Source organism: Bathymodiolus japonicus methanotrophic gill symbiont (assembly GCF_019721995.1).
Lineage (GTDB): Bacteria > Pseudomonadota > Gammaproteobacteria > Methylococcales > Methylomonadaceae > Methyloprofundus.
Genome location: NZ_BLYC01000001.1, coordinates 402,260 through 424,765, shown reverse-complemented (window position 1 = coordinate 424,765; position 22,506 = coordinate 402,260). Strand labels below are relative to the sequence as shown.

The 22,506-nt window shown below is 43.3% G+C and carries 25 protein-coding genes and 2 pseudogenes; 10 read left to right on the top strand and 17 right to left on the bottom strand.

Translation table 11 applies throughout. From position 1 onward, the window contains the following. Positions 1-412: 412 nt before the first annotated feature. Positions 413-958 (top strand): annotated as a pseudogene (locus K6984_RS02565) (dihydroxy-acid dehydratase); the annotation flags it as partial. Between the two features lie 48 nt (positions 959-1,006). Here K6984_RS02565 and K6984_RS02560 read toward each other — a convergent pair. Continuing rightward, complete coding sequence (locus K6984_RS02560; protein WP_221894028.1) at positions 1,007-2,218, bottom strand: transposase; 1,212 nt, start codon at positions 2,216-2,218, stop codon at positions 1,007-1,009. Between the two features lie 285 nt (positions 2,219-2,503). Continuing rightward, positions 2,504-3,526 carry an IS30 family transposase gene (locus K6984_RS02555; protein ID WP_230987825.1) on the bottom strand — a complete coding sequence of 341 codons (1,023 nt, stop codon included), beginning with the start codon at positions 3,524-3,526 and terminating at the stop codon, positions 2,504-2,506. A 633-nt stretch (positions 3,527-4,159) separates the two neighbouring features. Between K6984_RS02555 and argA the strand changes: the two genes are divergently transcribed. Next, complete coding sequence (argA, locus tag K6984_RS02550) at positions 4,160-5,473, top strand: amino-acid N-acetyltransferase (protein ID WP_221894027.1); 1,314 nt, start codon at positions 4,160-4,162, stop codon at positions 5,471-5,473. Positions 5,474-5,685: 212 nt separating this feature from the next. On the opposite strand, the gene K6984_RS02545 is transcribed toward argA, so the two are convergent. Continuing rightward, on the bottom strand, positions 5,686-6,984 hold the full coding sequence (locus K6984_RS02545) for a transposase (protein ID WP_221894003.1): 1,299 nt from the start codon (positions 6,982-6,984) through the stop codon (positions 5,686-5,688). A gap of 218 nt (positions 6,985-7,202) precedes the next feature. Between K6984_RS02545 and K6984_RS02540 the strand changes: the two genes are divergently transcribed. Continuing rightward, positions 7,203-7,334 (top strand): Uma2 family endonuclease, encoded by a 132-nt coding sequence (locus K6984_RS02540; protein WP_221894026.1) that lies wholly within the window; start codon positions 7,203-7,205, stop codon positions 7,332-7,334. An 81-nt stretch (positions 7,335-7,415) separates the two neighbouring features. Here the strand turns inward: K6984_RS02540 and K6984_RS02535 are convergent. Together K6984_RS02535 and K6984_RS02530 are read right to left on the bottom strand one after the other, a co-directional pair. After that, positions 7,416-8,111: pseudogene (locus K6984_RS02535) on the bottom strand (IS701 family transposase); the annotation flags it as partial. Beyond that, positions 8,051-8,224, bottom strand: a complete 174-nt coding sequence (locus K6984_RS02530) for a hypothetical protein (RefSeq protein WP_221894024.1) — start codon at positions 8,222-8,224, stop codon at positions 8,051-8,053. The gene K6984_RS02530 and the pseudogene K6984_RS02535, both read right to left, overlap by 61 nt. Here K6984_RS02530 and K6984_RS02525 point away from each other — a divergent pair. Beyond that, positions 8,181-8,432: a hypothetical protein gene (locus K6984_RS02525; RefSeq protein WP_221894023.1), complete on the top strand. Its 252-nt coding sequence runs from the start codon at positions 8,181-8,183 to the stop codon at positions 8,430-8,432. The two genes, K6984_RS02530 and K6984_RS02525, sit on opposite strands and share 44 nt — an antisense overlap. A gap of 4 nt (positions 8,433-8,436) precedes the next feature. Continuing rightward, on the top strand, positions 8,437-8,721 hold the full coding sequence (locus tag K6984_RS02520; RefSeq protein ID WP_338024430.1) for a tyrosine-type recombinase/integrase: 285 nt from the start codon (positions 8,437-8,439) through the stop codon (positions 8,719-8,721). Between the two features lie 2 nt (positions 8,722-8,723). On the opposite strand, the gene K6984_RS32295 is transcribed toward K6984_RS02520, so the two are convergent. The 9 genes from K6984_RS32295 to K6984_RS32290 form a co-directional block, all read right to left on the bottom strand. Continuing rightward, on the bottom strand, positions 8,724-8,849 hold the full coding sequence (locus tag K6984_RS32295) for a hypothetical protein (protein WP_263458627.1): 126 nt from the start codon (positions 8,847-8,849) through the stop codon (positions 8,724-8,726). Between the two features lie 91 nt (positions 8,850-8,940). After that, a complete protein-coding gene (gene purL / locus K6984_RS02515) occupies positions 8,941-12,807 on the bottom strand; it encodes a phosphoribosylformylglycinamidine synthase (RefSeq protein WP_221894143.1) in 3,867 nt (1,288 codons plus the stop codon). A gap of 166 nt (positions 12,808-12,973) precedes the next feature. Next, on the bottom strand, positions 12,974-13,549 hold the full coding sequence (bamC, locus tag K6984_RS02510; RefSeq protein ID WP_221894022.1) for an outer membrane protein assembly factor BamC: 576 nt from the start codon (positions 13,547-13,549) through the stop codon (positions 12,974-12,976). Between the two features lie 20 nt (positions 13,550-13,569). Beyond that, on the bottom strand, positions 13,570-14,445 hold the full coding sequence (dapA, locus tag K6984_RS02505; protein ID WP_221894021.1) for a 4-hydroxy-tetrahydrodipicolinate synthase: 876 nt from the start codon (positions 14,443-14,445) through the stop codon (positions 13,570-13,572). A gap of 107 nt (positions 14,446-14,552) precedes the next feature. Further along, positions 14,553-14,927, bottom strand: a complete 375-nt coding sequence (locus K6984_RS02500; RefSeq protein WP_221894020.1) for a DUF3617 domain-containing protein — start codon at positions 14,925-14,927, stop codon at positions 14,553-14,555. A 35-nt stretch (positions 14,928-14,962) separates the two neighbouring features. Next, positions 14,963-15,322, bottom strand: coding sequence for a ribosome silencing factor (gene rsfS, locus K6984_RS02495; RefSeq protein WP_221894019.1), 360 nt, complete (start codon positions 15,320-15,322; stop codon positions 14,963-14,965). 43 nt (positions 15,323-15,365) lie between these two features. Continuing rightward, on the bottom strand, positions 15,366-15,986 hold the full coding sequence (gene nadD / locus K6984_RS02490) for a nicotinate-nucleotide adenylyltransferase (RefSeq protein ID WP_221894018.1): 621 nt from the start codon (positions 15,984-15,986) through the stop codon (positions 15,366-15,368). Further along, positions 15,987-17,243, bottom strand: a complete 1,257-nt coding sequence (locus K6984_RS02485) for a glutamate-5-semialdehyde dehydrogenase (RefSeq protein WP_221894017.1) — start codon at positions 17,241-17,243, stop codon at positions 15,987-15,989. 260 nt (positions 17,244-17,503) lie between these two features. Then, entirely contained in the window at positions 17,504-17,632 is a 129-nt protein-coding gene (locus K6984_RS32290) for a hypothetical protein (RefSeq protein WP_263458596.1), read from the bottom strand. A gap of 224 nt (positions 17,633-17,856) precedes the next feature. On the opposite strand from K6984_RS32290, the gene K6984_RS02480 reads away from it, so the two are divergent. Together K6984_RS02480 and K6984_RS02475 are read left to right on the top strand one after the other, a co-directional pair. After that, the gene (locus K6984_RS02480; protein WP_221894016.1) at positions 17,857-18,084 is read left to right on the top strand and encodes a hypothetical protein; all 228 of its coding nucleotides are present in this window, start codon (positions 17,857-17,859) and stop codon (positions 18,082-18,084) included. A 4-nt stretch (positions 18,085-18,088) separates the two neighbouring features. After that, a complete protein-coding gene (locus K6984_RS02475; RefSeq protein WP_221894015.1) occupies positions 18,089-18,247 on the top strand; it encodes a hypothetical protein in 159 nt (52 codons plus the stop codon). Positions 18,248-18,340: 93 nt separating this feature from the next. Here the strand turns inward: K6984_RS02475 and K6984_RS02470 are convergent, their stop codons facing one another. Both K6984_RS02470 and K6984_RS02465 read right to left on the bottom strand, forming a co-directional pair. After that, positions 18,341-18,661, bottom strand: a complete 321-nt coding sequence (locus tag K6984_RS02470; RefSeq protein ID WP_221894142.1) for a rhodanese-like domain-containing protein — start codon at positions 18,659-18,661, stop codon at positions 18,341-18,343. Positions 18,662-18,669: 8 nt separating this feature from the next. Next, on the bottom strand, positions 18,670-19,839 hold the full coding sequence (locus K6984_RS02465) for an aminotransferase class I/II-fold pyridoxal phosphate-dependent enzyme (RefSeq protein WP_221894014.1): 1,170 nt from the start codon (positions 19,837-19,839) through the stop codon (positions 18,670-18,672). A 112-nt stretch (positions 19,840-19,951) separates the two neighbouring features. Here K6984_RS02465 and dksA point away from each other — a divergent pair, with 112 nt between their 5' ends. Continuing rightward, positions 19,952-20,386 (top strand): RNA polymerase-binding protein DksA, encoded by a 435-nt coding sequence (gene dksA, locus K6984_RS02460; RefSeq protein ID WP_221894013.1) that lies wholly within the window; start codon positions 19,952-19,954, stop codon positions 20,384-20,386. Positions 20,387-20,509: 123 nt separating this feature from the next. Continuing rightward, on the top strand, positions 20,510-21,799 hold the full coding sequence (gene bioA / locus K6984_RS02455) for an adenosylmethionine--8-amino-7-oxononanoate transaminase (protein ID WP_230987824.1): 1,290 nt from the start codon (positions 20,510-20,512) through the stop codon (positions 21,797-21,799). 263 nt (positions 21,800-22,062) lie between these two features. Here the strand turns inward: bioA and K6984_RS02450 are convergent, their stop codons facing one another. Next, the gene (locus tag K6984_RS02450; RefSeq protein WP_221894012.1) at positions 22,063-22,335 is read right to left on the bottom strand and encodes a hypothetical protein; all 273 of its coding nucleotides are present in this window, start codon (positions 22,333-22,335) and stop codon (positions 22,063-22,065) included. On the opposite strand from K6984_RS02450, the gene K6984_RS02445 reads away from it, so the two are divergent. Further along, positions 22,296-22,475 (top strand): hypothetical protein, encoded by a 180-nt coding sequence (locus K6984_RS02445; RefSeq protein WP_221894011.1) that lies wholly within the window; start codon positions 22,296-22,298, stop codon positions 22,473-22,475. The genes K6984_RS02450 and K6984_RS02445 overlap by 40 nt on opposite strands. Positions 22,476-22,506: the final 31 nt, after the last annotated feature.

Genomic DNA, 22,506 nt, shown 5'->3' with positions numbered 1-22,506 from the left:
GTTTGGTAGCTGTTTACTTTACACCTATGTCTTGTCTTAATTCAACAGGTGTTAGTCTAGCCAATACTTGCAGAGGGTTATGCACTTATTATACGAATTCAGGTTTATTCATTTTTCCAACTCAGTACTGTACTACACTTACTGGCCTATATTCTATAATCTGAAGTTTCCCAATAATTATTTATGGTAAAATTGAAACTATGCTACAACTATATGAAAAAATAGTCTTTTCATTCGTTTCAAATGCTATTGCCTAAGGGGAATTAAGTAGGGGTTTGCTATAAACATGGCAAAACCACCTAAAATAAACCTCGATACACCAGCATTGTGTATTTCAGCTACTCAATAATTGGGAAACTTCAGATAACTAAGAGAAGTATAACCCAATAAATTTTTCATATCTATCCCAGTCAGCCATTTAGTGATCCTACATGGCAACCTGGCTACCGAAGGTTCAGTTGCAAAAATCACCGGCAAGGAAGGCCTGCATTTTACCGGCACTGCTAAAGTTTATAATGCGGAAGAGCAGGCACTGCAAGGTATTCTGAACGGTGATATTGTACAAGGTGATGTGATTGTTATTCGCTATGAAGGCCCCAAAGGTGGGCCTGGTATGCGTGAGATGCTCTCGCCTACTTCTGCCATTATGGGTAAAGGTCTGGGCAAAGATGTTGCACTGATCACCGACGGCCGTTTTTCTGGTGGCACACATGGCTTTGTCGTAGGGCATATCACCCCGGAAGCCTATGTGGGAGGCCCTTTAGCTATTATTGAAAATGGCGACAAAATCACCATTGATGCAGAAAGTAAAAATCTTACTTTACATCTGGAAGATGCTGAAGTTGCTGATCGTCTGAAAAAATGGCAGCAACCTGCACCTAAATATACACGAGGCGTTTTAGCGAAATACGCTAAATTAGTAAGTTCAGCATCATTAGGTGCTGTGACTGATAACTAACTGAAGTTTCCCAATAATTATTTATGCCTGAATTCAAGTCATAAGTCATCAGTGTTCCCCTATCAATTGATGCCGTGAAACTAACCTCGCCACAAGAGAGCTCATAAAGCACTGTAAAGACATTCCTGTTATTATTGCGTTTTGAACTGCCCGAATGGTATACGAGCTGATACGAGATATTCTTGCCTGGAAAAATAATGGATTCACAAAACGATCTCGTTTTTGAGCCTGTTGCTGCCTTATCTCCAGAGCCTCGCTATATTTTTTATCCGATGGATGAATCAATTCTGGCTGTTGTGTTTTTGAACTCTCTTCAAACACGCGCATTAAATTATAGCTCATTGCAGTCAGGCGCATTTGATTTTCAAGTGAGCGGGTATTGGAAGACCAAGCTTTAGTTTCCTTGAAATTACTTTTAGTGTTATTGAATGTCTTTTCAATCGTCCATCGCTTGAAATACAGCATGGCAATGGTTCCAGGGTTAATAGTCATTGGCAAGGTTGTCACAAACCGGTGAAGTTTTCCGGTTTCTGGATCACGGTAATCCACCACGTTAAATTTGATGCCCTTGTTTTCGTACACACTGTATGCTTCAACCCCTGTATTGATCTCATGGCGGGAGTCAAAAGGGATAGACTCAACCAGAGTCGCAATTGAATTTTCTTTTAGCATTGAAATCATGTAATTAGCATGTCGTTTCTGCCGATCCCACCAGACAAAGTCGGTGACGGCTTTATCGTAGACATAGAGATGTTTCTGAGAGCTGTTATTTCCCTTGTTTTGCTTTTCAATATGATCTCGTAACACAGGTATTTCTTGATGCCTCTGAGTTCCGTTTGTCACCAGACAAAGAAATCTGAGCAACCCACTTCTGAGATTCAACGCGTAAATCCCCCCAGCCGCATAAACTTTCCCCTTGCTGTTTTTTTCAGTATGGCAGGCATGATCAATAAAATGTCCATCCGCTGCTTCTATGGTGTATTCGTCAAGTTCCGGGAATGCTTTAAGATAATCAATGCCTTGCGACAGCAGTGTTTCAGCGTGAAGATGATAGCTCTGCTGTTCAAATGCCTCAAGCATACTTGTTCGTCTATGCGACTTCAGTGATTTAAAATACGTTGAGTGGGGAAGCAGCTGGCCATAAATCTGTTCATTGGTTTGGAGGAAATGGCGACCACTATCGACTACACTGATACAGCGTAATAACCCAAGGCGAATAAAGTCGATATCCTTCAACTCTGGGCATGAACGAGCCCACAAAGGATGACGCTCTGCTAACAGGGACGTTCCATACTTTCATTGCAGTGTTGGTGAATATGTTCAGAGAGTGGTAGGTCTTTAAGCATGGGTGATATCCGTTTATGAGGTGATTAAAACGGAAATTTTTAGAAAAATTTTTTCGGCAATTGCAAGCTTTATTTGAAATTATTTGTTGTTTTTTTACGGTGCCTACAGAGTGTCTATTTGCTGTTATAAGTGATTAAAATCAAAAAGATGGAAATATTCGAGTGGTGCTACCTTCAGGTAGGTTATAGGCTGCTTTGTTTAGGTACTTCTTCTTTCAATGGGAAACACTGATGTCATAAGTACATAACCCAATAAATTTTTCATATCTATCCCAGTCAGCTCTTCAAATACCTCATAAGGTGTTTTGTAATTGAGACACTTTTTAGGGCGACTATTTAGCTTATCAACGGCTATAAAAACCTCTTTTATCGTAACATCAATCAACTCCATTACTTTAGGGAAATACTGTCTTAATAAGCCATTAGCGTTCTCATTTTGCCCTCTTTCCCAAGAGCTGTAGGGAGTCGCAAAATACGTATCACAGCCTAGTGCTTCTGCTATTTTTTCATGCAGGGTAAACTCTTTCCCGTTATCAAAAGTAATTGTTTTAACAAAGCTTTTTATAGGATCAAGCATTAAAATAGTTGCGTCTAATACATATTGAGCCTTTTTCCCCGCTAAAGGGAAGGCCAACCGTAATTTAGAGACTCGCTCATCCAACGTTACAATCGCCCCTTTGTGATTTTTCCCAATGATTGTATCTGCCTCCCAACCACCTATACGCTTACGGTTGTTGACCTCTTCAGGACGCTCATCTATATCGACTCTATTAGGGATTCCTGTCCTATTATGGGCTGACCCATACCGCTTGCGATAGGTTTTGTTCTGATGCCGAAGGTGCTTGTATAGTTCACCCCCTGCCTTTTTGTCCGCCAGAATATGCTGGTAGATTGTTTCATGATGAAGACTAATTATACCTTCTTGTTTTAACCGCCCTGCAATCTGCTCAGGACTCCAGTCATCCTCAATGCGAACATTAACAATGCCTTTTATTTCATCCGTTAATTTAACCTCTTTAGGCTTGTTTTTGTGTCGTTCTTGGGCAAAATCTTCTGCTTGTTTATGCCTGTAGCCTCTTTGACCTGTATTGCGTTTAATCTCGCGTGAAATATTGCTTTGGCTTCGTTCTAAGGCTTCTGCTATTTTATTCTGTGAAGTTCCCTTTTTTAATTCAATTTCTATATAATATCTTTCTTCAGGACATAGGTGTGTATAGCTCATTTGTAGCCTCTGTAAGTTGTTTGGTAGCTGTTTACTTTACACCTATGTCTTGTCTTAATTCAACAGGTGTTAGTCTAGCCAATACTTGCAGAGGGTTATGCACTTATTATACGAATTCAGGTTTATTCATTTTTCCAACTCAGTACTGTACTACACTTACTGGCCTATATTCTATAATCTGAAGTTTCCCAATAATTATTTATGGTAAAATTGAAACTATGCTACAACTATATGAAAAAATAGTCTTTTCATTCGTTTCAAATGCTATTGCCTAAGGGGAATTAAGTAGGGGTTTGCTATAAACATGGCAAAACCACCTAAAATAAACCTCGATACACCAGCATTGTGTATTTCAGCTACTCAATAATTGGGAAACTTCAGATAACTAAGAGAAGTAGGGGAAATATATTCATCCAAAATGGCTACTACTAATGATGGCACAGACTACAGGAGTGAAATAGCTTTAGCTATTTTCAGGAATGTAATAGCTAAAGCTATTGCCCCGTCTTTTGATTGCTGGCAAAAAAAATCTGGATAAATATGTACTCCCATCTCCCTAGTCGCTTGTCGGATTACGTTTTTTTCTTTGCAAAAAAAACTAACCCAAGCTACATTGGTTTTTTAGTGCTCTAAATGCATAACACAGACGCTTTTGTTAACTGGTTTCGGGAGTCCTCTCCGTATATCCATGCCCATCGTAATCGCACCTTTGTCATATACTTTGGTGGCGAAGCGATGCTGGATGAAAATTTACACAATCTTATCCATGACTTTGCCTTACTAAATAGCCTAGGCATACGCCTGGTGTTAGTGCATGGTATTCGTCCGCAAATAGACCAGCGACTAAAGGCACAAAACAAACAATCGCAATTTCATCAACAATTACGCATCACCAATAATAGCGCGCTGCAATGCGTTAAAGAATCAGCCGGGCTGGTTCGGGTAGAAATCGAATCGCTACTCTCTTTAGGCCTTGCCAATTCACCGATGTCTGGCGCCAGAGTCCGGGTTATCTCAGGAAATTTTGTCACTGCGCAACCGTTAGGTGTGCTGGAAGGTATTGATTATCAACATACCGGCAAGGTTCGTCGTATTGATAGCGCAGCAATACATCAACAGCTAGACCTGGGGCATGTAGTGCTAGTCTCACCTATTGGCTATACCCCCAGCGGGGAACTGTTCAATTTATCAGCCGAACAACTTGCCACGGAAATTGCCGTTGCCCTGCAAGCGGAAAAGCTGATACTGATGACCGAGCAAAGCTGTATATCAACACAAACCGGTCAACTTATTGCACAAATGACCAGTGCTGAAACCCGGCACTTGATTGAGCATGAAACACAGCTTGCAGCCAGCGCCCAGTGTGCATTAAAATCAGCGATTTATGGCTGCCAGGCAGGGGTTAATCGGGTACATATATTAAATAGGAAGGTTGATGGCGCTTTACTAATCGAGTTGTTTAGTCGCGATGGTATTGGTACGCTGATTAGTTCGACTGAATTTGAGATAATACGCCCGGCTAGAATCAGCGATATTCCAGGTATTCTCGAATTAATCACGCCGTTAATACAACAAGGTTACCTGATTGCACGCTCGGTAGAACACCTGGAAATTAATATTAAAGATTATATAGTCATAGACCGGGATGGTCTGATTATCGGCTGTACAGCTTTGCATAAAATCGGGCAGCAACAGGCTGGTTTAATCGCCTGCCTTGCAGTACACCCTGAGTACCAAAAAGCAGCGCGTGGCAATCAATTACTGGAGCAGTTGTACAGTAAAGCAAAACAGCAGTCATTAAATAAGTTATTTGCGCTATCCACTCAAACCATGCACTGGTTTAAAGAACGTAATTTCCAGGATAGTGACTTCTCAGCCCTGCCTGCAGCATTACAGAAGAGCTATAATCATATGCGTAATGCCAAGGTTCTGGTGCACCATTTGTAGGGTGGAATAGCGCAGCGTTTTCCACAAAAGCACCACACATAAATTGATTAACATTCTTCCACAAACAATATCGGTTACACTATCAACACTGGAGATGCTTTTTATTTTATGCATACCTGCCGGAAAACGCCACACGATTCCGACCTATGTACAAGCTTAAATTCTGGGGTACACCATGCCATCAGCAATACAAAATATACCTATTAGTGTCATCAGTGTTCCCCTATCAATTGAGGCCGTGAAACTAACCTCGCCACAAGAGAGCTCATAAAGCACTGTAAAGACATTCCTGTTATTATTGCGTTTTGAACTGCCCGAATGGTATACGAGCTGATACGAGATATTCTTGCCTGGAAAAATAATGGATTCACAAAACGATCTCGTTTTTGGGCCTGTTGCTGCCTAATCTCCAGAGCCTCGCTATATTTTTTATCCGATGGATGAATCAATTCTGGCTGTTGTGTTTTTGAAATCTCTTCAAATACGCGCATTAAATTATAGCTCATTGCAGTCAGGCGCATTTGATTTTCAAGTGAGCGGGTATTGGAAGACCAAGCTTTAGTTTCCTTGAAATTACTTTTAGTGTTATTGAATGTCTTTTCAATCGTCCATCGCTTGAAATACAGCATGGCAATGGTTCCAGGGTTAATAGTCATTGGCAAGGTTGTCACAAACCGGTGAAGTTTTCCGGTTTCTGGATCACGGTAATCCACCACGTTAAATTTGATGCCCTTGTTTTCGTACACACTGTATGCTTCAACCCCTGTATTGATCTCATGGCGGGAGTCAAAAGGGATAGACTCAACCAGAGTCGCAATTGAATTTTCTTTTAGCATTGAAATCATGTAATTAGCATGTCGTTTCTGCCGATCCCACCAGACAAAGTCGGTGACGGCTTTATCGTAGACATAGAGATGTTTCTGAGAGCTGTTATTTCCCTTGTTTTGCTTTTCAATATGATCTCGTAACACAGGTATTTCTTGATGCCTCTGAGTTCCGTTTGTCACCAGACAAAGAAATCTGAGCAACCCACTTCTGAGATTCAACGCGTAAATCCCCCCGGCCGCATAAACTTTCCCCTTGCTGTTTTTTTCAGTATGGCAGGCATGATCAATAAAATGTCCATCCGCTGCTTCTATGGTGTATTCGTCAAGTTCTGGGAATGCTTTAAGATAATCAATGCCTTGCGATAGCAGTGTTTCAGAGTGAAGATGGTAGCTCTGCTGTTCAAATGCCTCAAGCATACTTGTTCGTCTATGCGACTTCAGTGATTTAAAATACGTTGAGTGGGGAAGCAGCTGGCCATAAATCTGTTCATTGGTTTGGAGGAAATGGCGACCACTATCGACTACACTGATACAGCGTAATAACCCAAGGCGAATAAAGTCGATATCCTTCAACTCTGGGCATGAACGAGCCCACAAAGGATGACGCTCTGCTAACAGGGCACGTTCCATACTTTCATTGCAGTGTTGGTGAATATGTTCAGAGAGTGGTAGGTCTTTAAGCATGGGTGATATCCGTTTATGAGGTGATTAAAACGGAAATTTTTAGAAAAATTTTTTCGGCAATTGCAAGCTTTATTTGAAATTATTTGTTGTTTTTTTACGGTGCCTACAGAGTGTCTATTTGCTGTTATAAGTGATTAAAATCAAAAAGATGGAAATATTCGAGTGGTGCTACCTTCAGGTAGGTTATAGGCTGCTTTGTTTAGGTACTTCTTCTTTCAATGGGAACACTGATGATTAGTGTTGAAGATTACTTACAAGATGAGCTAACTCGTGATGTTAAACATGAGCTTATCGATGGTCAAATCTATGCCATGGCAGGTGCCAGCGCAAATCATGAGCGTATTTCTTGAATTTAATCATCACTTAAAAAGCTCGCACTGCGAACCTTTTGGCTCGGAGATATGAAGGTACTGAAGTTTCTTAGAAATTCATCAAGGAACCATTCGCAATAAAACGGCTACCACCGAATTTACAGGGGAGCTGCTGTATTTGGGGCAAACCCTTTCAAAATCCGGATCCAAAGCCGCTTCGGCAATGATGCGGCGGATATCTGAAAAGGCGAAACTGGCTCGCCCCTTCACTTTGTGCCGACGTTCCGGATCGGTTTTTAAACGATCCGCGTAAATCCACGTCAGCGTTGTTGCCATCATACAGAAGTTCAAATGGTTGGTCACTGCCTGCGCATTTCGACACTGACTTTTATGGCTCCCTATGTCTTGCTTGAGCTCTTTGAACCCGGATTCGATTTTCCATCGCGCACCATAATACTCAATAATCTGTGTGACGGATAAACTTAGATCGGTCGTAAACAAAGCAATCCACTGTGTGCGACGAAACACCCAGACAACCTGAACGGGTCGTTTCAATGTTTTCAGCATGACAACGCGACTATAAGCCCTGACTTCACGCTGTTTTCCATAGAGATTCACGGTATACGATCGGGCTTTTTGTTGTACTGTTTTTGCCATGTCTGTGGCTGACCTCAGGCGCTGCCCGTACTTTTTATTCCGCCCCCTCTGCTTGGGTTTTCTTTTTTCTGGACGATCGTACAGTACATTATTGCACCTTAACCTAGAGAGAATATTAAACCGGCTTCCGATAGCTTTGTAAACAGGCTTCCATAGGCCCAGGCGCGCCATGCTACCTCACGAAATTCCGGGACTCCTGTCGCCATAATTCGTTCATCTACGCAGCGGATGGGAGATGCCCTGAACGCCCTGCGTCCGCAACGACTACGCACAAAAGCCGCTTCGTCATTACTACCTCACTGGCTGGACGGCTATTCGGAATGCAATTCTTGCTCCTCTCGCGTGCTGCTAGCACACGTCGAATCAGCAAATTGCCCTGTCGCCTATCAGGGACTAAAAATCACCACTTCGCTAAGCTACGTTTCCATGATTTTCAGCGAAGGAATGGGGATGGCAATATGCGTTTCCTGCCAGAAATAGGTCCATTGATCCTCGCTCAGAAGGTACAATACGCCGCCATCATATTGGTCAATCGCTGATTAATAAAGCCATTAAAGTAGCTGTGAAAAAATTAGGCATCGCAAAAAAAGTGAGTGCGCACACTTTTCGACACAGCTTTGCCACGCATTTATTGCAACGCGGTACGGATATTCGCACTATTCAGGCATTGTTGGGACATAATGATTTGGAAACCACGATGATTTATACGCATGTGCTTAATCAGGGTGGTCAAGGCGTAACAAGCCCTCTAGATGATCTTGGCTTATAAAATTAGCGACTCTGTTTTTTAACGCTTGCTTCTTGCAATGTTATTTTAAGTGTTTCAATAAGGTTTTCTCGCGTTTTCTCTTGGCCCACACGTCTGAAATCTCTTCTATCCAGATTATTATCCACCATCCCTCTTCATTTTTAATAACTGCTGTATATTCAGTATTCATATTTTTCACTTTGAGCTTGATTAGCAATAAACTCTCAAGAAATCATACTATCACCCAACCCACACCCGCGCATTTCTAAACATGCGTAGCCAAGCTCCATCTTCGCCCCACTCGGCAGGCTGCCATGAATTTTGCAAAGTTCTAAAGCAACGCTCTGGATGCGGCATCATAATAGTAAAACGGCCATCTGTTGTTGTTAAGCCCGTAATACCATCAGGAGAACCATTTGGATTCATCGGGAAGTCTTCAGTATTTACACCATAATTATCCACATAGTTTAGCGCAATTAATGCATGGTCTTGATCATCGACAGAAAATTCGGCTCGCCCTTCCCCATGTGCAATCACTACCGGCATGCTGGAACCAGCCATATCTTTAAGTAAGATCGACGGCGAATCCTGCACTTTGACCATTGCCACGCGTGCTTCAAATTGCTCTGAATAATTGCGCTTAAACTGCGGCCAATCCTCTGCGCCAGGAATCAGCTCTTTTAAGCCAGAGAGCATTTGGCAACCATTACACACACCTAAGCCAAAGGTATCACTACGCTGAAAAAATGCTGCAAATTCATTTCTAGCACGCCCATTAAACAGTATTGATTTCGCCCAGCCACCACCTGCACCTAAGACATCACCATAGGAAAACCCACCACAGGCGGCCAACCCAACAAAGTCTTTTAAGTTCACTCTTCCAGTGATAATATCGGTCATATGTACATCGATACTGGTAAAGCCAGCTTTATCAAAAGCAGCTGCCATTTCGATATGACCATTCACCCCTTGCTCTCTTAAAATAGCAACGCGCGGACGCACTGCAGCATAAGGTGCGGTGATATCTGTATTGCTATCAAAACTTAACTGCGCTGTTAAGCCAGGGTCTTTATCATCGCTAATTCTGTCATATTGTTGTTTGGCGCAGTCTGGATTATCGCGTAATGCCTGCATACGATAACTGACTCCTGACCAGCTTCGCTGTAATTCAGCACGGCTTGCCGAATAGATCACCTCCCCCTTATAACTCACATTAAGCTGCTGAGTTTCTTCAGTAACCCAGCCGATAAGGTGGGTACAATCTGCTAAACCAGCGGCATCAAAAATATCTAACACCGCATCGCATTCATCTTGCCGGATCTGAATGACCGCGCCTAGCTCTTCATTAAACAAGGTCGCCAGGGCATCTTCGCCTAAGCGATCTAATTCAAGCTCCGCACCCTTGCGCCCTGCAAAAATCATCTCTGCAATAGTTGCGATTAGACCACCATCAGAACGATCATGATAGGCTAGTAGTTTATCGTCCGCATTTAAGCTCTGGATAGTATTAAAAAATGCTTTTAATAACCCAGTATCATCCAGGTCTGGAACTTCACAGCCCATTTGCCCGGTTACTTGCGCTAGTACTGAGCCACCTAAGCGATTTTTCCCTTGTCCTAAATCCAGCAGAATTAGTACGCTGTCAGTATTCTTTAATTCCGGGGTCAATGTTCGGGTAATATCAGTCACCGGTGCGAAAGCGGTAATAATGAGGGACAGCGGAGAGGTCATGGTGGTTTCGCGGCCATCTTCCTTCCATACCGTTTTCATCGACAAGGAGTCTTTACCGACCGGAATGGCTATGCCTAATTCGGGGCACACTTCCATACCTACCGTTTTTACCGTATCAAATAGTGCAGCATCTTCTCCAGGAGTACCTGCCGCTGCCATCCAGTTGGCGGAAATTTTGATATGTTTCAGTGATTCGATTTGCGCAGCGGCTAAATTAGTCAGCGACTCTGCAATGGCCATTCGCCCTGAAGCAGGTGCATTTACCACAGCTAGAGGAGTACGTTCCCCCATCGCCATGGCTTCACCAGTGATGGCATGAAAGCCCGAGGCGGTTACCGCAACATCAGCAACCGGAACTTGCCAGGGACCTACCATTTGATCTCTAGCCACCAGACCCGTAACTGAACGGTCACCAATATGAATTAAAAAACTCTTATCAGCTACGGCTGGAAAACTTAGTACCCGCTTTACCGCTTGCTTGATGTCTATGCCTGAAAAATCCAGTGCCTTATGTTCTGTTTCAAGATGTGTCACATCTCTATGTAATTTGGGTGATTTGCCAAACAGTACCGACATAGGCAAATCAACTGGCTTATCACCGAATAATTCATCTGTCAGGGTTAAATGCTCTTCATCGGTTGCAACACCGATGACTGCATAAAGGCAATGTTCTCGTGCACAAAAAGACTCGAACAGCTCCAGTGCTTCAGGTTTTATTGCAACGACATAGCGCTCCTGCGCTTCATTACACCAGATTTGCATCGGCGACATACCTGTATCATCATTATTCACCTTGCGTAACTCAAAGCGACCGCCTTGTTCACAGTCATGAATAATTTCAGGCACAGCATTGGATAACCCACCCGCGCCTATATCGTGAATTGAAACAATAGGGGTGTCATCGCCTAAGGCATTACAGTGATTAATGACCTCCTGACAACGGCGCTCCATTTCAGGGTTTTCTCGCTGTACCGAAGCAAAATCCAGTTCGGCGGCACTTTCGCCTGAGGCTTGTGAGGAAGCAGCGCTACCGCCCAATCCAATCAACATGGCGGGACCACCTAAAATAATAATCAGCGAGCTAGCGGGGATTTTATGTTTATCAACTAGCATAGGGCGAATATTTCCCATACCACCGGCAATCATAATCGGCTTATGATATCCGCGTAATTGTCCTCCGCTACTACCTTCAACAACTTGCTCAAAGCTGCGAAAGTAGCCAGCAATATTAGGCCGGCCAAATTCATTATTAAATGCCGCACCACCAATCGGCCCTTCCAGCATAATATCCAGAGCAGATGCAATACGCTCTGGTTTGCCAAAATCATTTTCCCAGGGTTGTTCGAAGCCGGGGATTTTTAAATGTGAAACGGTAAAACCGGTTAGTCCAGCTTTGGTCGCCGACCCTCGACCTGTCGCTCCTTCATCACGAATTTCACCCCCTGAGCCTGTGGCAGCGCCGGGGTAAGGTGAAATGGCGGTGGGGTGATTATGGGTTTCCACCTTCATTAATAAATGTGCTGCTTCTGTTGTATAAGCATATTCACCTGTGTGCGGATTGCGTATAAAAACATCAGCCGTTGAGCCTTCTGCAACAGAGGCGTTATCGCTATAAGCGGATAAAATTCCGTCCGGATTTTTCTCTGCAGTATTACGAATCATGCTAAATAATGATTTCGCCTGATCTACCCCATCGATAGTCCAACTGGCATTAAAGATCTTATGTCGACAATGCTCCGAGTTAGCCTGAGCAAACATCATTAATTCTACATCACTAGGGTCACGCCCCAATTCCTTGAAGCTGTCGACTAAATAATCAATTTCATCCGCCGACAGTGCCAGACCTAATTCACTATTTGCCTGAGCCAGAGCATCACGTCCTTGTTGAATAATTGCTACCGTGCTTAGAGCTTTAGGTTGATGATGGGCAAATAAATCCAGTTGTTCAATTGTCTCAGCAACCGTTTGCACCATTCGATCATGTAATAGGGCATGGATAGCCTGAATTTTATCCTTATCGATACTGGAGGTACTATTCAGGGTAAATTCTATGCCACGTTCCAGGCGCGCTATATTTAGCCCACAACGCTGAGCAATTTCAGTCGCTTTACTAGACCAGGGGGAAATCGTTCCGGGGCGAGGAATCACCCAGTAAGTTATATTCCCTTTCTGCTCTAGGCATTCTGCTGCTGAACCGTAATCCAGTATTTTACGCAAAATCTTGTCATCTTCTGCGCTCAGTGCATTGTCGACATCTACAAAATGAACATAGGCTGCTGAAATATAATTAATAGCAGGCTCTATCGCTTGTAAATCAGCTAATAGTTTTTGAACTCTAAATGTTGATAATGCGGAACTACCGGGAATTATAAGCATAGCGTGGGAGGTAAGTAATGTTGTAGGCTGGGTTAGCTTATCAAGCATAGCGCGATAACGTAAACCGGCATGATGTGTTGATAATGTATCTTAATATTCAAACAAATAATCCATACAGGAAAGCGGCGTATCACAACATGGACTAGGCTGGGACAAGCAATTAGAGCTACCCTTCAAAATCCTCTTGAATGGTCTCAAATATTAAATTAAGCAGTTTGATTCCATCACCTTGTGACAGCTTATTGCCTAATTGATCACGAACAAAAATATCCGTGCCTAATTCAGACTCTGTTAAGAACAGCTGGTAAGGAATTTCCTGATTTGCATCATTGCCAAAGAAAAATACAAATTCATCCCAGAACGAACCATCCCTCACTGCTTGTACATCAGGGTCATACTGCACATAGTAGATTCCCATCGAGCGATTTTTGTCGGTGATTTCTATTACCCGCTGGGTTAATGCCTTACCTACCAGACGCCAGACGTGAGCAAACGGTGAATTAATACGCACATAAGTATTATTTTCACCCTGGTCTATATACTGTATTGATTTACTTAGCGTAAGCGGAACAATGACTTCTTCTGTTTCAGCAGCCAGTTTTTCAGCCTCCATTCCCGGCGGAATTTGCAGTGGAAGAATTTCACGACTATTAACATAGTCCTTTTCTTTATCCGGAAAAAACTGACTGCAGGCTGCCAGGCAAGCAAAAGAAAATATAATAATAAGTCTGATCGGTTTCATGCGTGATTTTTATGCAGAGATTAAATAACTTGCGCTTGGTGCATAGCAGAACGCACCGGATCAAAGCAATCTTCAGTTAACCAAGTTAGAGGCAGGCGTATTCCCTTAGCCATCAAGCCCATTTCAGTCACAGCCCATTTAACTGGTATAGGATTAGATTGAATAAATAATTGCGTATGCAACCCTCTCAGGTTGGCATCAATACTGGTTGCGGTTTCACGATCACCATTTATCGCTGCAGTAATCATCTCATGTACCAGTCGGGGAGCCACATTTCCGGAAACGGTAATAGTGCCATTACCACCTAAAAGGCAAAATTCACAGCTAGTCGCATCATCACCTGTATACAATGCAAAATCATCCCCACATAGTTCACGTATCACAGATACGCGGGTCAAATCACCCGTCGCTTCTTTAACGCCAACTATACGCTCAATCTTTGCCAACCGGCCAATAGTTTCCGGCAACATATCACAGGCAGTGCGCCCTGGAACATTATATAAAATCTGGGGTATATCAACCGCTTCTGCTATCGCTTTATAATGCAGGTATAAACCTTCCTGAGTCGGTTTGTTGTAATACGGGGTGACTAATAAACAGGCATCTGCGCCTACTTGTTTTGCCGCTTTAGTTAAAGCAATTGCTTCAGTGGTAGAATTCGCCCCTGTCCCGGCAATCACAGGAATCCGGCCTGCAACATACTCAACGATGGCTTTCACCACATCCATATGCTCATGTTCGCTTAACGTAGCCGATTCACCAGTGGTTCCCATGGCAACAAGCGCATCACTACCTTGCTCTATATGAAATTCTACTAACTTTTTTAGGCTCTCCTTATCCACATCGCCGTTATCATACATTGGGGTGACTAACGCTACGATACTACCTAAAATCATAAACAACTCTCGAAAAATTTAAAAAATTGTAGGGCGCGGCTTTAGCCCGCTTTTATTCACAGATGGCGGGCTAAAGCCGCGCCCTACACGTGTACTATACAAGAAGCCTAAGGACAATCGCCTATATATCGCCCGGTTATTTTGGTCTGCATACTCATTGTACCTTCAGGCGCACCCGACATGACCATATCAAATGTCCCGGAAAATTTGGTTTTCTGGTACTGAATATTACCTGAACCTTGCATCGTCATGCCGTCCTGCTCACAACTCATGCTCCAGCTCACCTGCTTATTTTGCATATCCATATGCTTCATCCGGCAATTGTTCTGCTGTAATATATTTTCTGGATTCATGCTTTCTTTGGTAAAGCATTGCTCTGTCGTCATTGCAGGTATCTGCATCGGCATTGCGGGGATATGCGCTTGCGAAGTGACTTCCCACAAACCTTCCTTTATATCAGGTATTGCTGCATAAGCACTCACTATAATGTAAGCACAGCAACAGTATGCCTATATATTTATTCATCATAGCTTAGAACCTCGTCATCCTGCTGATTCTCCACACTCCAGAGTTTTTCTAGCTGATAAAACTCGCGAGTTTGTGCAGTCATCACATGTAAAATAACATCTCCTAGATCCATCAACATCCATTCAGAACCTTGCGCACCTTCTATGCCGCGCGGAGCAATACCTTGCTCTTTTAATGCTTGCGTAACATAATTGCATAAGGCTTTAATATGCCGGTCTGAAGTTCCGCTCGCTATCACCATATAATCAGTAAAACTGGTCTTACCTATCACATCAATCGTGATGATATTTTCTGCTTTTCGCTCCTCTAGCTCTTGCGTAACAATTGCTAGTAATTCATCTGCTTGCATTCATTTTCCTTTGTTTAGACCTATTCAGTGTAAATCTGTTTGTTCAGGCGCAATATAATCGCTTAGCCTGTATATATTCGATGACGCATTCAGGTAATAAAAAACTGTTGTTTTTTTGCCTGGCGAAATTTTCGCGTATAAACGATGCCGAAATTTCTAGCTGCGTCACTTGCTGGAAATAGATTTTACCACCCGCACAGGATTTTAACGAATGTCTATCATCAACTTGCCTGTCTGTGTAAAAATCTATCAGCATGTCAGGACTAAAACCTGGCCGGGTCATCACCACGACATGCGCATAATCAAACAAATCCTGCCAGCGATGCCAGGCCGTCAAGCCATTAAAGGCATCTGTGCCTATAAATAAGATTAACGGTATGGCTGTAACCTCAGCACGAATTGACGCCAGCGTATCAACCATATATGAAGGCCCCGCACGTTCCAGTTCGCGCGTATCACAGTAAAATTGCGGATAAGCTCTAATTGCCAGTTGCAGCATCTGCAACCGATCTGCCGCACTGACCTCTGGTTCGGCACGGTGTGCTGGCTGAGCACAAGGGACTAGGCGCAACTCATGCAAGTCAAAAAACTCATGTACTTCCAACGCTGTACGTAAATGTCCGTAATGTACCGGGTTAAATGTACCACCATAAATACCAATCATTTACTCGCGTATACGCCCATCCCCTAGCACTACATATTTCAGGCTGGTTAAGCCATTTAAGCCAACTGGTCCACGCGCATGGAGCTTATCAGTGCTGATGCCTATTTCTGCACCCAGGCCATATTCAAAGCCATCAGCAAAGCGAGTTGATGCATTTACCATCACCGAGCTAGAATCCACTTCGCGCAAAAACCGGCGCGCCAAAGTGTAATTTTCAGTAATAATTGCCTCGGTATGCCCCGAGCTAAATTCATTAATATGCGCCATTGCGGCATCAATATCAGCCACAATTTTAATTGATAATACTGGTGCTAAATACTCAGTTGCCCAATCTGCATCAGTTGCCCGAATACAATCTGCAACGATAGAACAGGTTTTTAAACAGCCGCGCAATTCCACCCCGGCAGCTTTATATTGTTTGGCTAATTCAGGCAGCACCTGCAGCGCAATCGATTCGGCAATCAGCAAGGTTTCCATTGCATTACACACGCCATAACGATGTGTTTTTGCATTCACGGCAATATTGATCGCTTTTGTATAATCAGCCTGGGCATCAATGTAAACATGGCAGATGCCATCTAAATGTTTAATAACCGGGATAGTTGCTTCTTTGGAAATACGTGCAATCAGTTTTTTCCCGCCACGAGGCACAATCACATCAACGTAACTAGACAGAGTGATTAACTCTCCTACTGCCTCACGATCAGTCGTTTCCACCACCTGCACAGCCGTAACAGGCAAGCCAACTGCAGCCAATCCTTTTGCTATACATATAGCAATTGCTTTATTCGAGTGAATTGATTCAGATCCGCCACGTAAGATACAGGCGTTGCCTGATTTCAAACATAAAGCCGCAGCATCTATGGTGACATTAGGGCGAGACTCATAAATAATCCCGATGACCCCTAGTGGCACTCGCATCTGTCCAACCTGGATGCCACTGGGACGATAGCTCATATCGCTTATTGCGCCGACAGGGTCAGGTAAAGCCGCAATTTGATGCAAACCATCAATCATTGCCTGAATTCTATCCGGGGTTAATTCCAGCCTATCTAACAAAGCTGCATCCAGCCATTTTTCCTTACCTGCAGCTAAATCTTTTGCATTTTCTTTCGTCAGATAATCTGTCGCATCAGCTAACTGTTCTGCAATTGCCAGTAATGCTGCATTTTTCTTCCCTGAATCAGCGCGGCTAAGTTCTCTACCTGCAGCTTTGGCTTGCTGCCCTAGGTTGATCATATAATCTTTAATATTCATGTTTAACTAGTGTTTTGTTCTGTTTGCTTGCTTGTATAGACAATACATTTAACGGTTTATGCTAGGTATTATATTCTGTATTGAGCATAGCTGGTAGCTGGATTACACCTCCGCTGAAAATCAGGGAAACGTAGCCTAAGCGAAGTGATGATTTTTAGTCCGCGATAGCCGTAGGGCCGTTATTTTGTCGGAGTCTGAGCGTTAGCGAAGGTGGAGACAAAATAAAAGGCCATCCGACACGGCGTCAAGTCATTTGGAGCCTATGTTCCGACCCCTTGTTGGGTCGGGACGAGGTGACGAGGACGAATCGGGGCCGCCGGAGGCATAAGTGGTCGCGTTAAGTTTTTGCTGCTTGCTTGGGCTGGGATGCCCAAAACAAGCTTTCGCAAAAATAGCGACTCCCCAAAAATAACATCTGCACCGATTGAGGGTTTATCACTAGCTTATATTTAATACTGAAGTTTCCCAATAATTATTTATGGTAAAATTGAAACTATGCTACAACTATATGAAAAAAATAGTCTTCTCATTCGTTTCAAATGCTCAGGCGCGCCATGCTACCTCACGAAATTCCGGGACTCCTGTCGCCATAATTCGTTCACCTACGCAGCGGATGGGAGATGCCCTGAACGCCCTGCGTCCGCAACGACTACGCACAAAAGCCGCTTCGCCATTACTACCTCACTGGCTGGACGGCTATTCGGAATGCAATTCTTGCTCCTCTCGCGTGCTGCTAGCACACGTCGAATCAGCGAATTGCCCTGTCGCCTATCACTCGATGTTCAAGTTTTCAGCTATAACTGGGCTAAGAAAAGTAAATTTTTCCGGCTTTGTTTTATAAGTGATTGATTTACAATGATGTTGATGCTTTCTTTGTCAGTAAAATTATCAATAAAATCAATCAGTTAAAAAACTTGAACATCGAGTATCAGGGACTAAAAATCAACACTTCGCTAAGCTCCGTTTCCATGATTTTCAGCGATTGCCTAAGGGGAATTAAGTAGGGGTTTGCTATAAACATGGCAAAACCACCTAAAATAAACCTCGATACACCAGCATTGTGTATTTCAGCTACTCAATAATTGGGAAACTTCAGTTTAATACAAAGCCATCCCTGAATCACACTTCCGCGCCCAGGCATCAATACCACCCGTTAAATCAAAAACCTGACCAAACCCCTGCTGATCAAGATAATAAGCGACATTCTCGCTACGCATACCATGATGGCAGATCACTACAATTTTCTGCTCTTTGTTCAGTTCAACCAGATGCTCAGGAATCTGATTCATCGGGATAAGCACGCTATTGTCAAGATTCGCTATTTGATATTCAAATGGCTCACGTACATCAAGTAAAAAATAAGCCTGCGGATTTTCCTGTAATTGCTGCTGTAAACTCTGTGGGGAAACCTGGGTGATCGCCATTATTATATTGTTTGTTTATGTGTGATAAAGTGCTCAAGTCGCCGCATACCTTCAGTGATCTTCTCCATCGAGCCTGTATAAGCAAAGCGCAGATATTTTGCGCTCTCATTATAACCAAAATCTTTACCTGGCGTGACGGCAAGGCCTATTATCTCTAATAACTGCTCGGCAAATTGCTGGCTATTATCCGTAAACATACCACAATCTGCATATATATAAAATGCACCTGCAGGCTTTACCGGGATTTTAAAGCCCAGACTCAATAATTTGCTATACAGATAATCTCTTTTCAAGGCAAACTCCTGCCGCCTCAGCTCCAGTTCATCCAGTGTTTGCTGATCAAATGCGGCTAAAGCAGCATACTGAGAATGGCTGGAAGTGGAAATAAAGATATTTTGCGCCAATTTTTCTGTTGCCTGAATATAGTCCTCTGGCACAATCAACCACCCTGCCCGCCAGCCGGTCATACCAAAATACTTGGAAAAACTGTTAATCACAAAGACCTGTTCACTAAATTCCAAGGCACTGCTAACACCTGGTTCATATTCCAGTCCATGATAGATTTCATCAGAAAAAAATACGCCTTGCCGGGCAATGACAAAATCAATGCAATTTTCTAATTCCGTCGCTTGAATAATCGTACCGGTCGGATTCGATGGTGAGGCAATAAGCGTCGCTTTAGTCTGTGATTGCCAATGCTGCTTTAGTAATTCTTCAGATAGCTGATACGCCGTATCTGCGTATACAGGCACATGTTTAACCTTTGCATCAAACAAATGGATAAAGTTCTGGTTACAGGGATAACACGGGTCGGCTAACAAAACCTCATCGCCCGAATTTAAGCTAACACCCAGAGCTAGCAGAAAAGCGCCTGAAGCACCTGGAGTGATAAAAACACGCTGTACCGGCACAGAAATTTTGTATCGCTGCCAATAATAATCAGCAATTTTCTGTCTTAATCCAGGAAGCCCTGCAGCCGGTGTGTATTTTACATGCCCGGATTTGATATAAGCGACCCCGGCATCAATAATTGGCTGCGGCGTTGCAAAATCTGGCTCACCGACTTCCATATGCACAATATCACGCCCCTGTGCTTCTAGCTGTTTTGCTCTAGCTAATAACTCCATGACATAAAACGGCGTAATCGCCTTCATCCTGCTTGCTACCTGCATATACCCCTCTTGCAATGAAAATATTTCCGATAAATAATAGCAATTTTTCTTGCTTAATTCCTATTATCCTGATATAAATGCGCAGTTTTTAAAATAATTCTGGAGTTAGTGGATGACTAACAGCACAATAGCTGAAAGTACGCCTTTCAATTTTACGCCATATGAAGAAAGTAAAGGCGAAGAATATATGAATGAAGCGCAAAAAGAACATTTTAGAGCAGTTTTAACTAACTGGAAAAATGAATTAATGCGCGAAGTAGATCGAACCGTAGACCATATGCGTGACGATGCCGCAAACTATCCTGACCCAAATGACCGCGCTTCACAAGAGTCAGAATTCAGCCTGGAATTAAGAACGCGCGACCGGGAAAGGAAATTACTGAAAAAGATCAATGATGCGCTTACCATGATTGATGCAGATGAATATGGCTACTGTGATTCCTGTGGTATAGAAATCGGCGTACGCCGCTTAGAAGCGCGTCCGACAGCAGACCAGTGTATCGATTGTAAAACCCTGGATGAAATCCGCGAAAAACAAATGAGCTAAATCATTTACGATGAACAGAGCATAGCAACTAGCATTATTGCATAGCGCAACCCACTAAATTCGACCACAAAGCGGTTGTTACCCGATCACTCTTGCTAGGTTACACGTAGATATCTGCATATCGTGCCATTAGAAAACACCCTCTTAAAGCAAGATTATTATCATGTATGGCACCCATACAGTGCCATACAGGCCGACACACCGATTTACCCGGTACAGTCAGCGCAAGGTGTGTATATTACGCTCACAGATGGGCGTGTGTTAATCGATGGCATGTCGTCATGGTGGAGCGCTATACACGGCTATAATCACCCAGTTTTAAATCAGGCAATTAACGCTCAACTAGATGATATGGCGCATATCATGTTCGGAGGCTTAACCCACCAGCCTGCGGTTGATTTAGCAATGCAACTGGTTGAAATCACCCCTGAGCCGTTACAAGCTGTTTTCTTTGCTGATTCTGGCTCGGTTGCAGTAGACGTTGCCATGAAAATGGCTGTTCAATACTGGTACAGCAAAAAGCAGGCTGACAAAAATAAATTTCTTACTATCCGTCACGGATATCATGGTGATACCTTTGCCGCCATGTCAGTTAGCGACCCCGATAATGGTATGCATAGCTTATTTAGCAATAGCCTTATCAAGCAATTTTTTGCTGACGCACCCGACTGTACTTTTGCTGAGCCATGTACAACAAAAGATACTGCACCACTAGAGCATCAACTCAAACATCACCACGCTCAAATTGCTGCCATTATTCTGGAGCCCATTGTTCAGGGAGCGGGTGGTATGCGCTTTTATTCGCCGGAATACTTAAAACAAGTACGTACATTATGTACAAAATATAATGTTCTATTGATTCTGGATGAAATTGCCACCGGTTTTGGACGCACGGGCAAGCTATTTGCCTGTGAGCATGCAAATATTACTCCGGATATACTATGTCTGGGCAAAGCCTTAACTGGGGGTTATATGACCCTGGCAGCTACATTAGCAAGCCAGAATATTGCTGATACCATTCGTAACGGTGAGCCCGGCTTATTTATGCATGGCCCAACTTTTATGGCTAACCCGCTTGCCTGCGCAACCGCATTGGCTAGCTTAAAATTATTACTGAACTCTCCCTGGCAGGCAACAGTAGGCAATATAGAACAGAAGTTAAGCTCTGGTCTGCAGGTTTGCCAACAGTACTCGCACGTTAAAGATGTGCGTGTAATCGGTGCCATAGGAGTGATTGAGTTGTATCAGCCTGTAGATTTAAAGACCTTGCAGCCTAAATTTGTAGATGCCGGGGTCTGGGTTCGACCGTTTAACAAGCTGATTTACCTTATGCCGCCGTTTATTATCTCCGATGCAGAGCTTAGCAGTCTGATTGATGCTGTATGTACAGTTGTTGCAGAAATAGAGCATTAGGAATGCTGTTCAAAAAACTCGAGCCCTTCATGGTGAGACTTTCTTGTTGATATAAAACTAATGCGCATATTAGTCATTAACACTCGATGTTCAAGTTTTCAGCTATAACTGGGCTAAGAAAAGTAAATTTTTCCGGCTTTGTTTCATAAGTGATTGATTTACAATGATGTTGATGCTTTCTTTGTCAGTAAAATTATCAATAAAATCAATCAGTTAAAAAACTTGAACATCGAGTAACAGGAACTGCAATCGCCCTAGCCTCTTTAAGTCGCCAGATAAAAACCAGCAGGATGCTTCCCAGTGTTAATAAGCCAAGTTGCAATGAAAATCTCCCATGCAACACGCCGATAGAAACAGCAAAGGTAACAACAATCATCAGCATTGCCTTCGCTGAAAATCATGGAAACGGAGCTTAGCGAACAGGCGCGCCATGCTACCTCACGAAATTCCGGGACTCCTGTCGCCGTAATTCGTTCACCTACGCAGCGAATAGGAGATGCTCCAGCCGCCCTGCGTCCGCCACAGACTGAGCACAAATGGCTCTACGGCTATTCGGGATAAAATTTCAGCCTACCTCGCGCGCTATCGCGCACTTCGGATTGGCAAATTTCCCTGCGCCTTCTGGAGACTATCAGCCCGTCCGGGGCTGACAGCGGTGGTGATTTTTAGTCCCTGATAGGCGACAGGGCAATTCGCTGATTCGACGT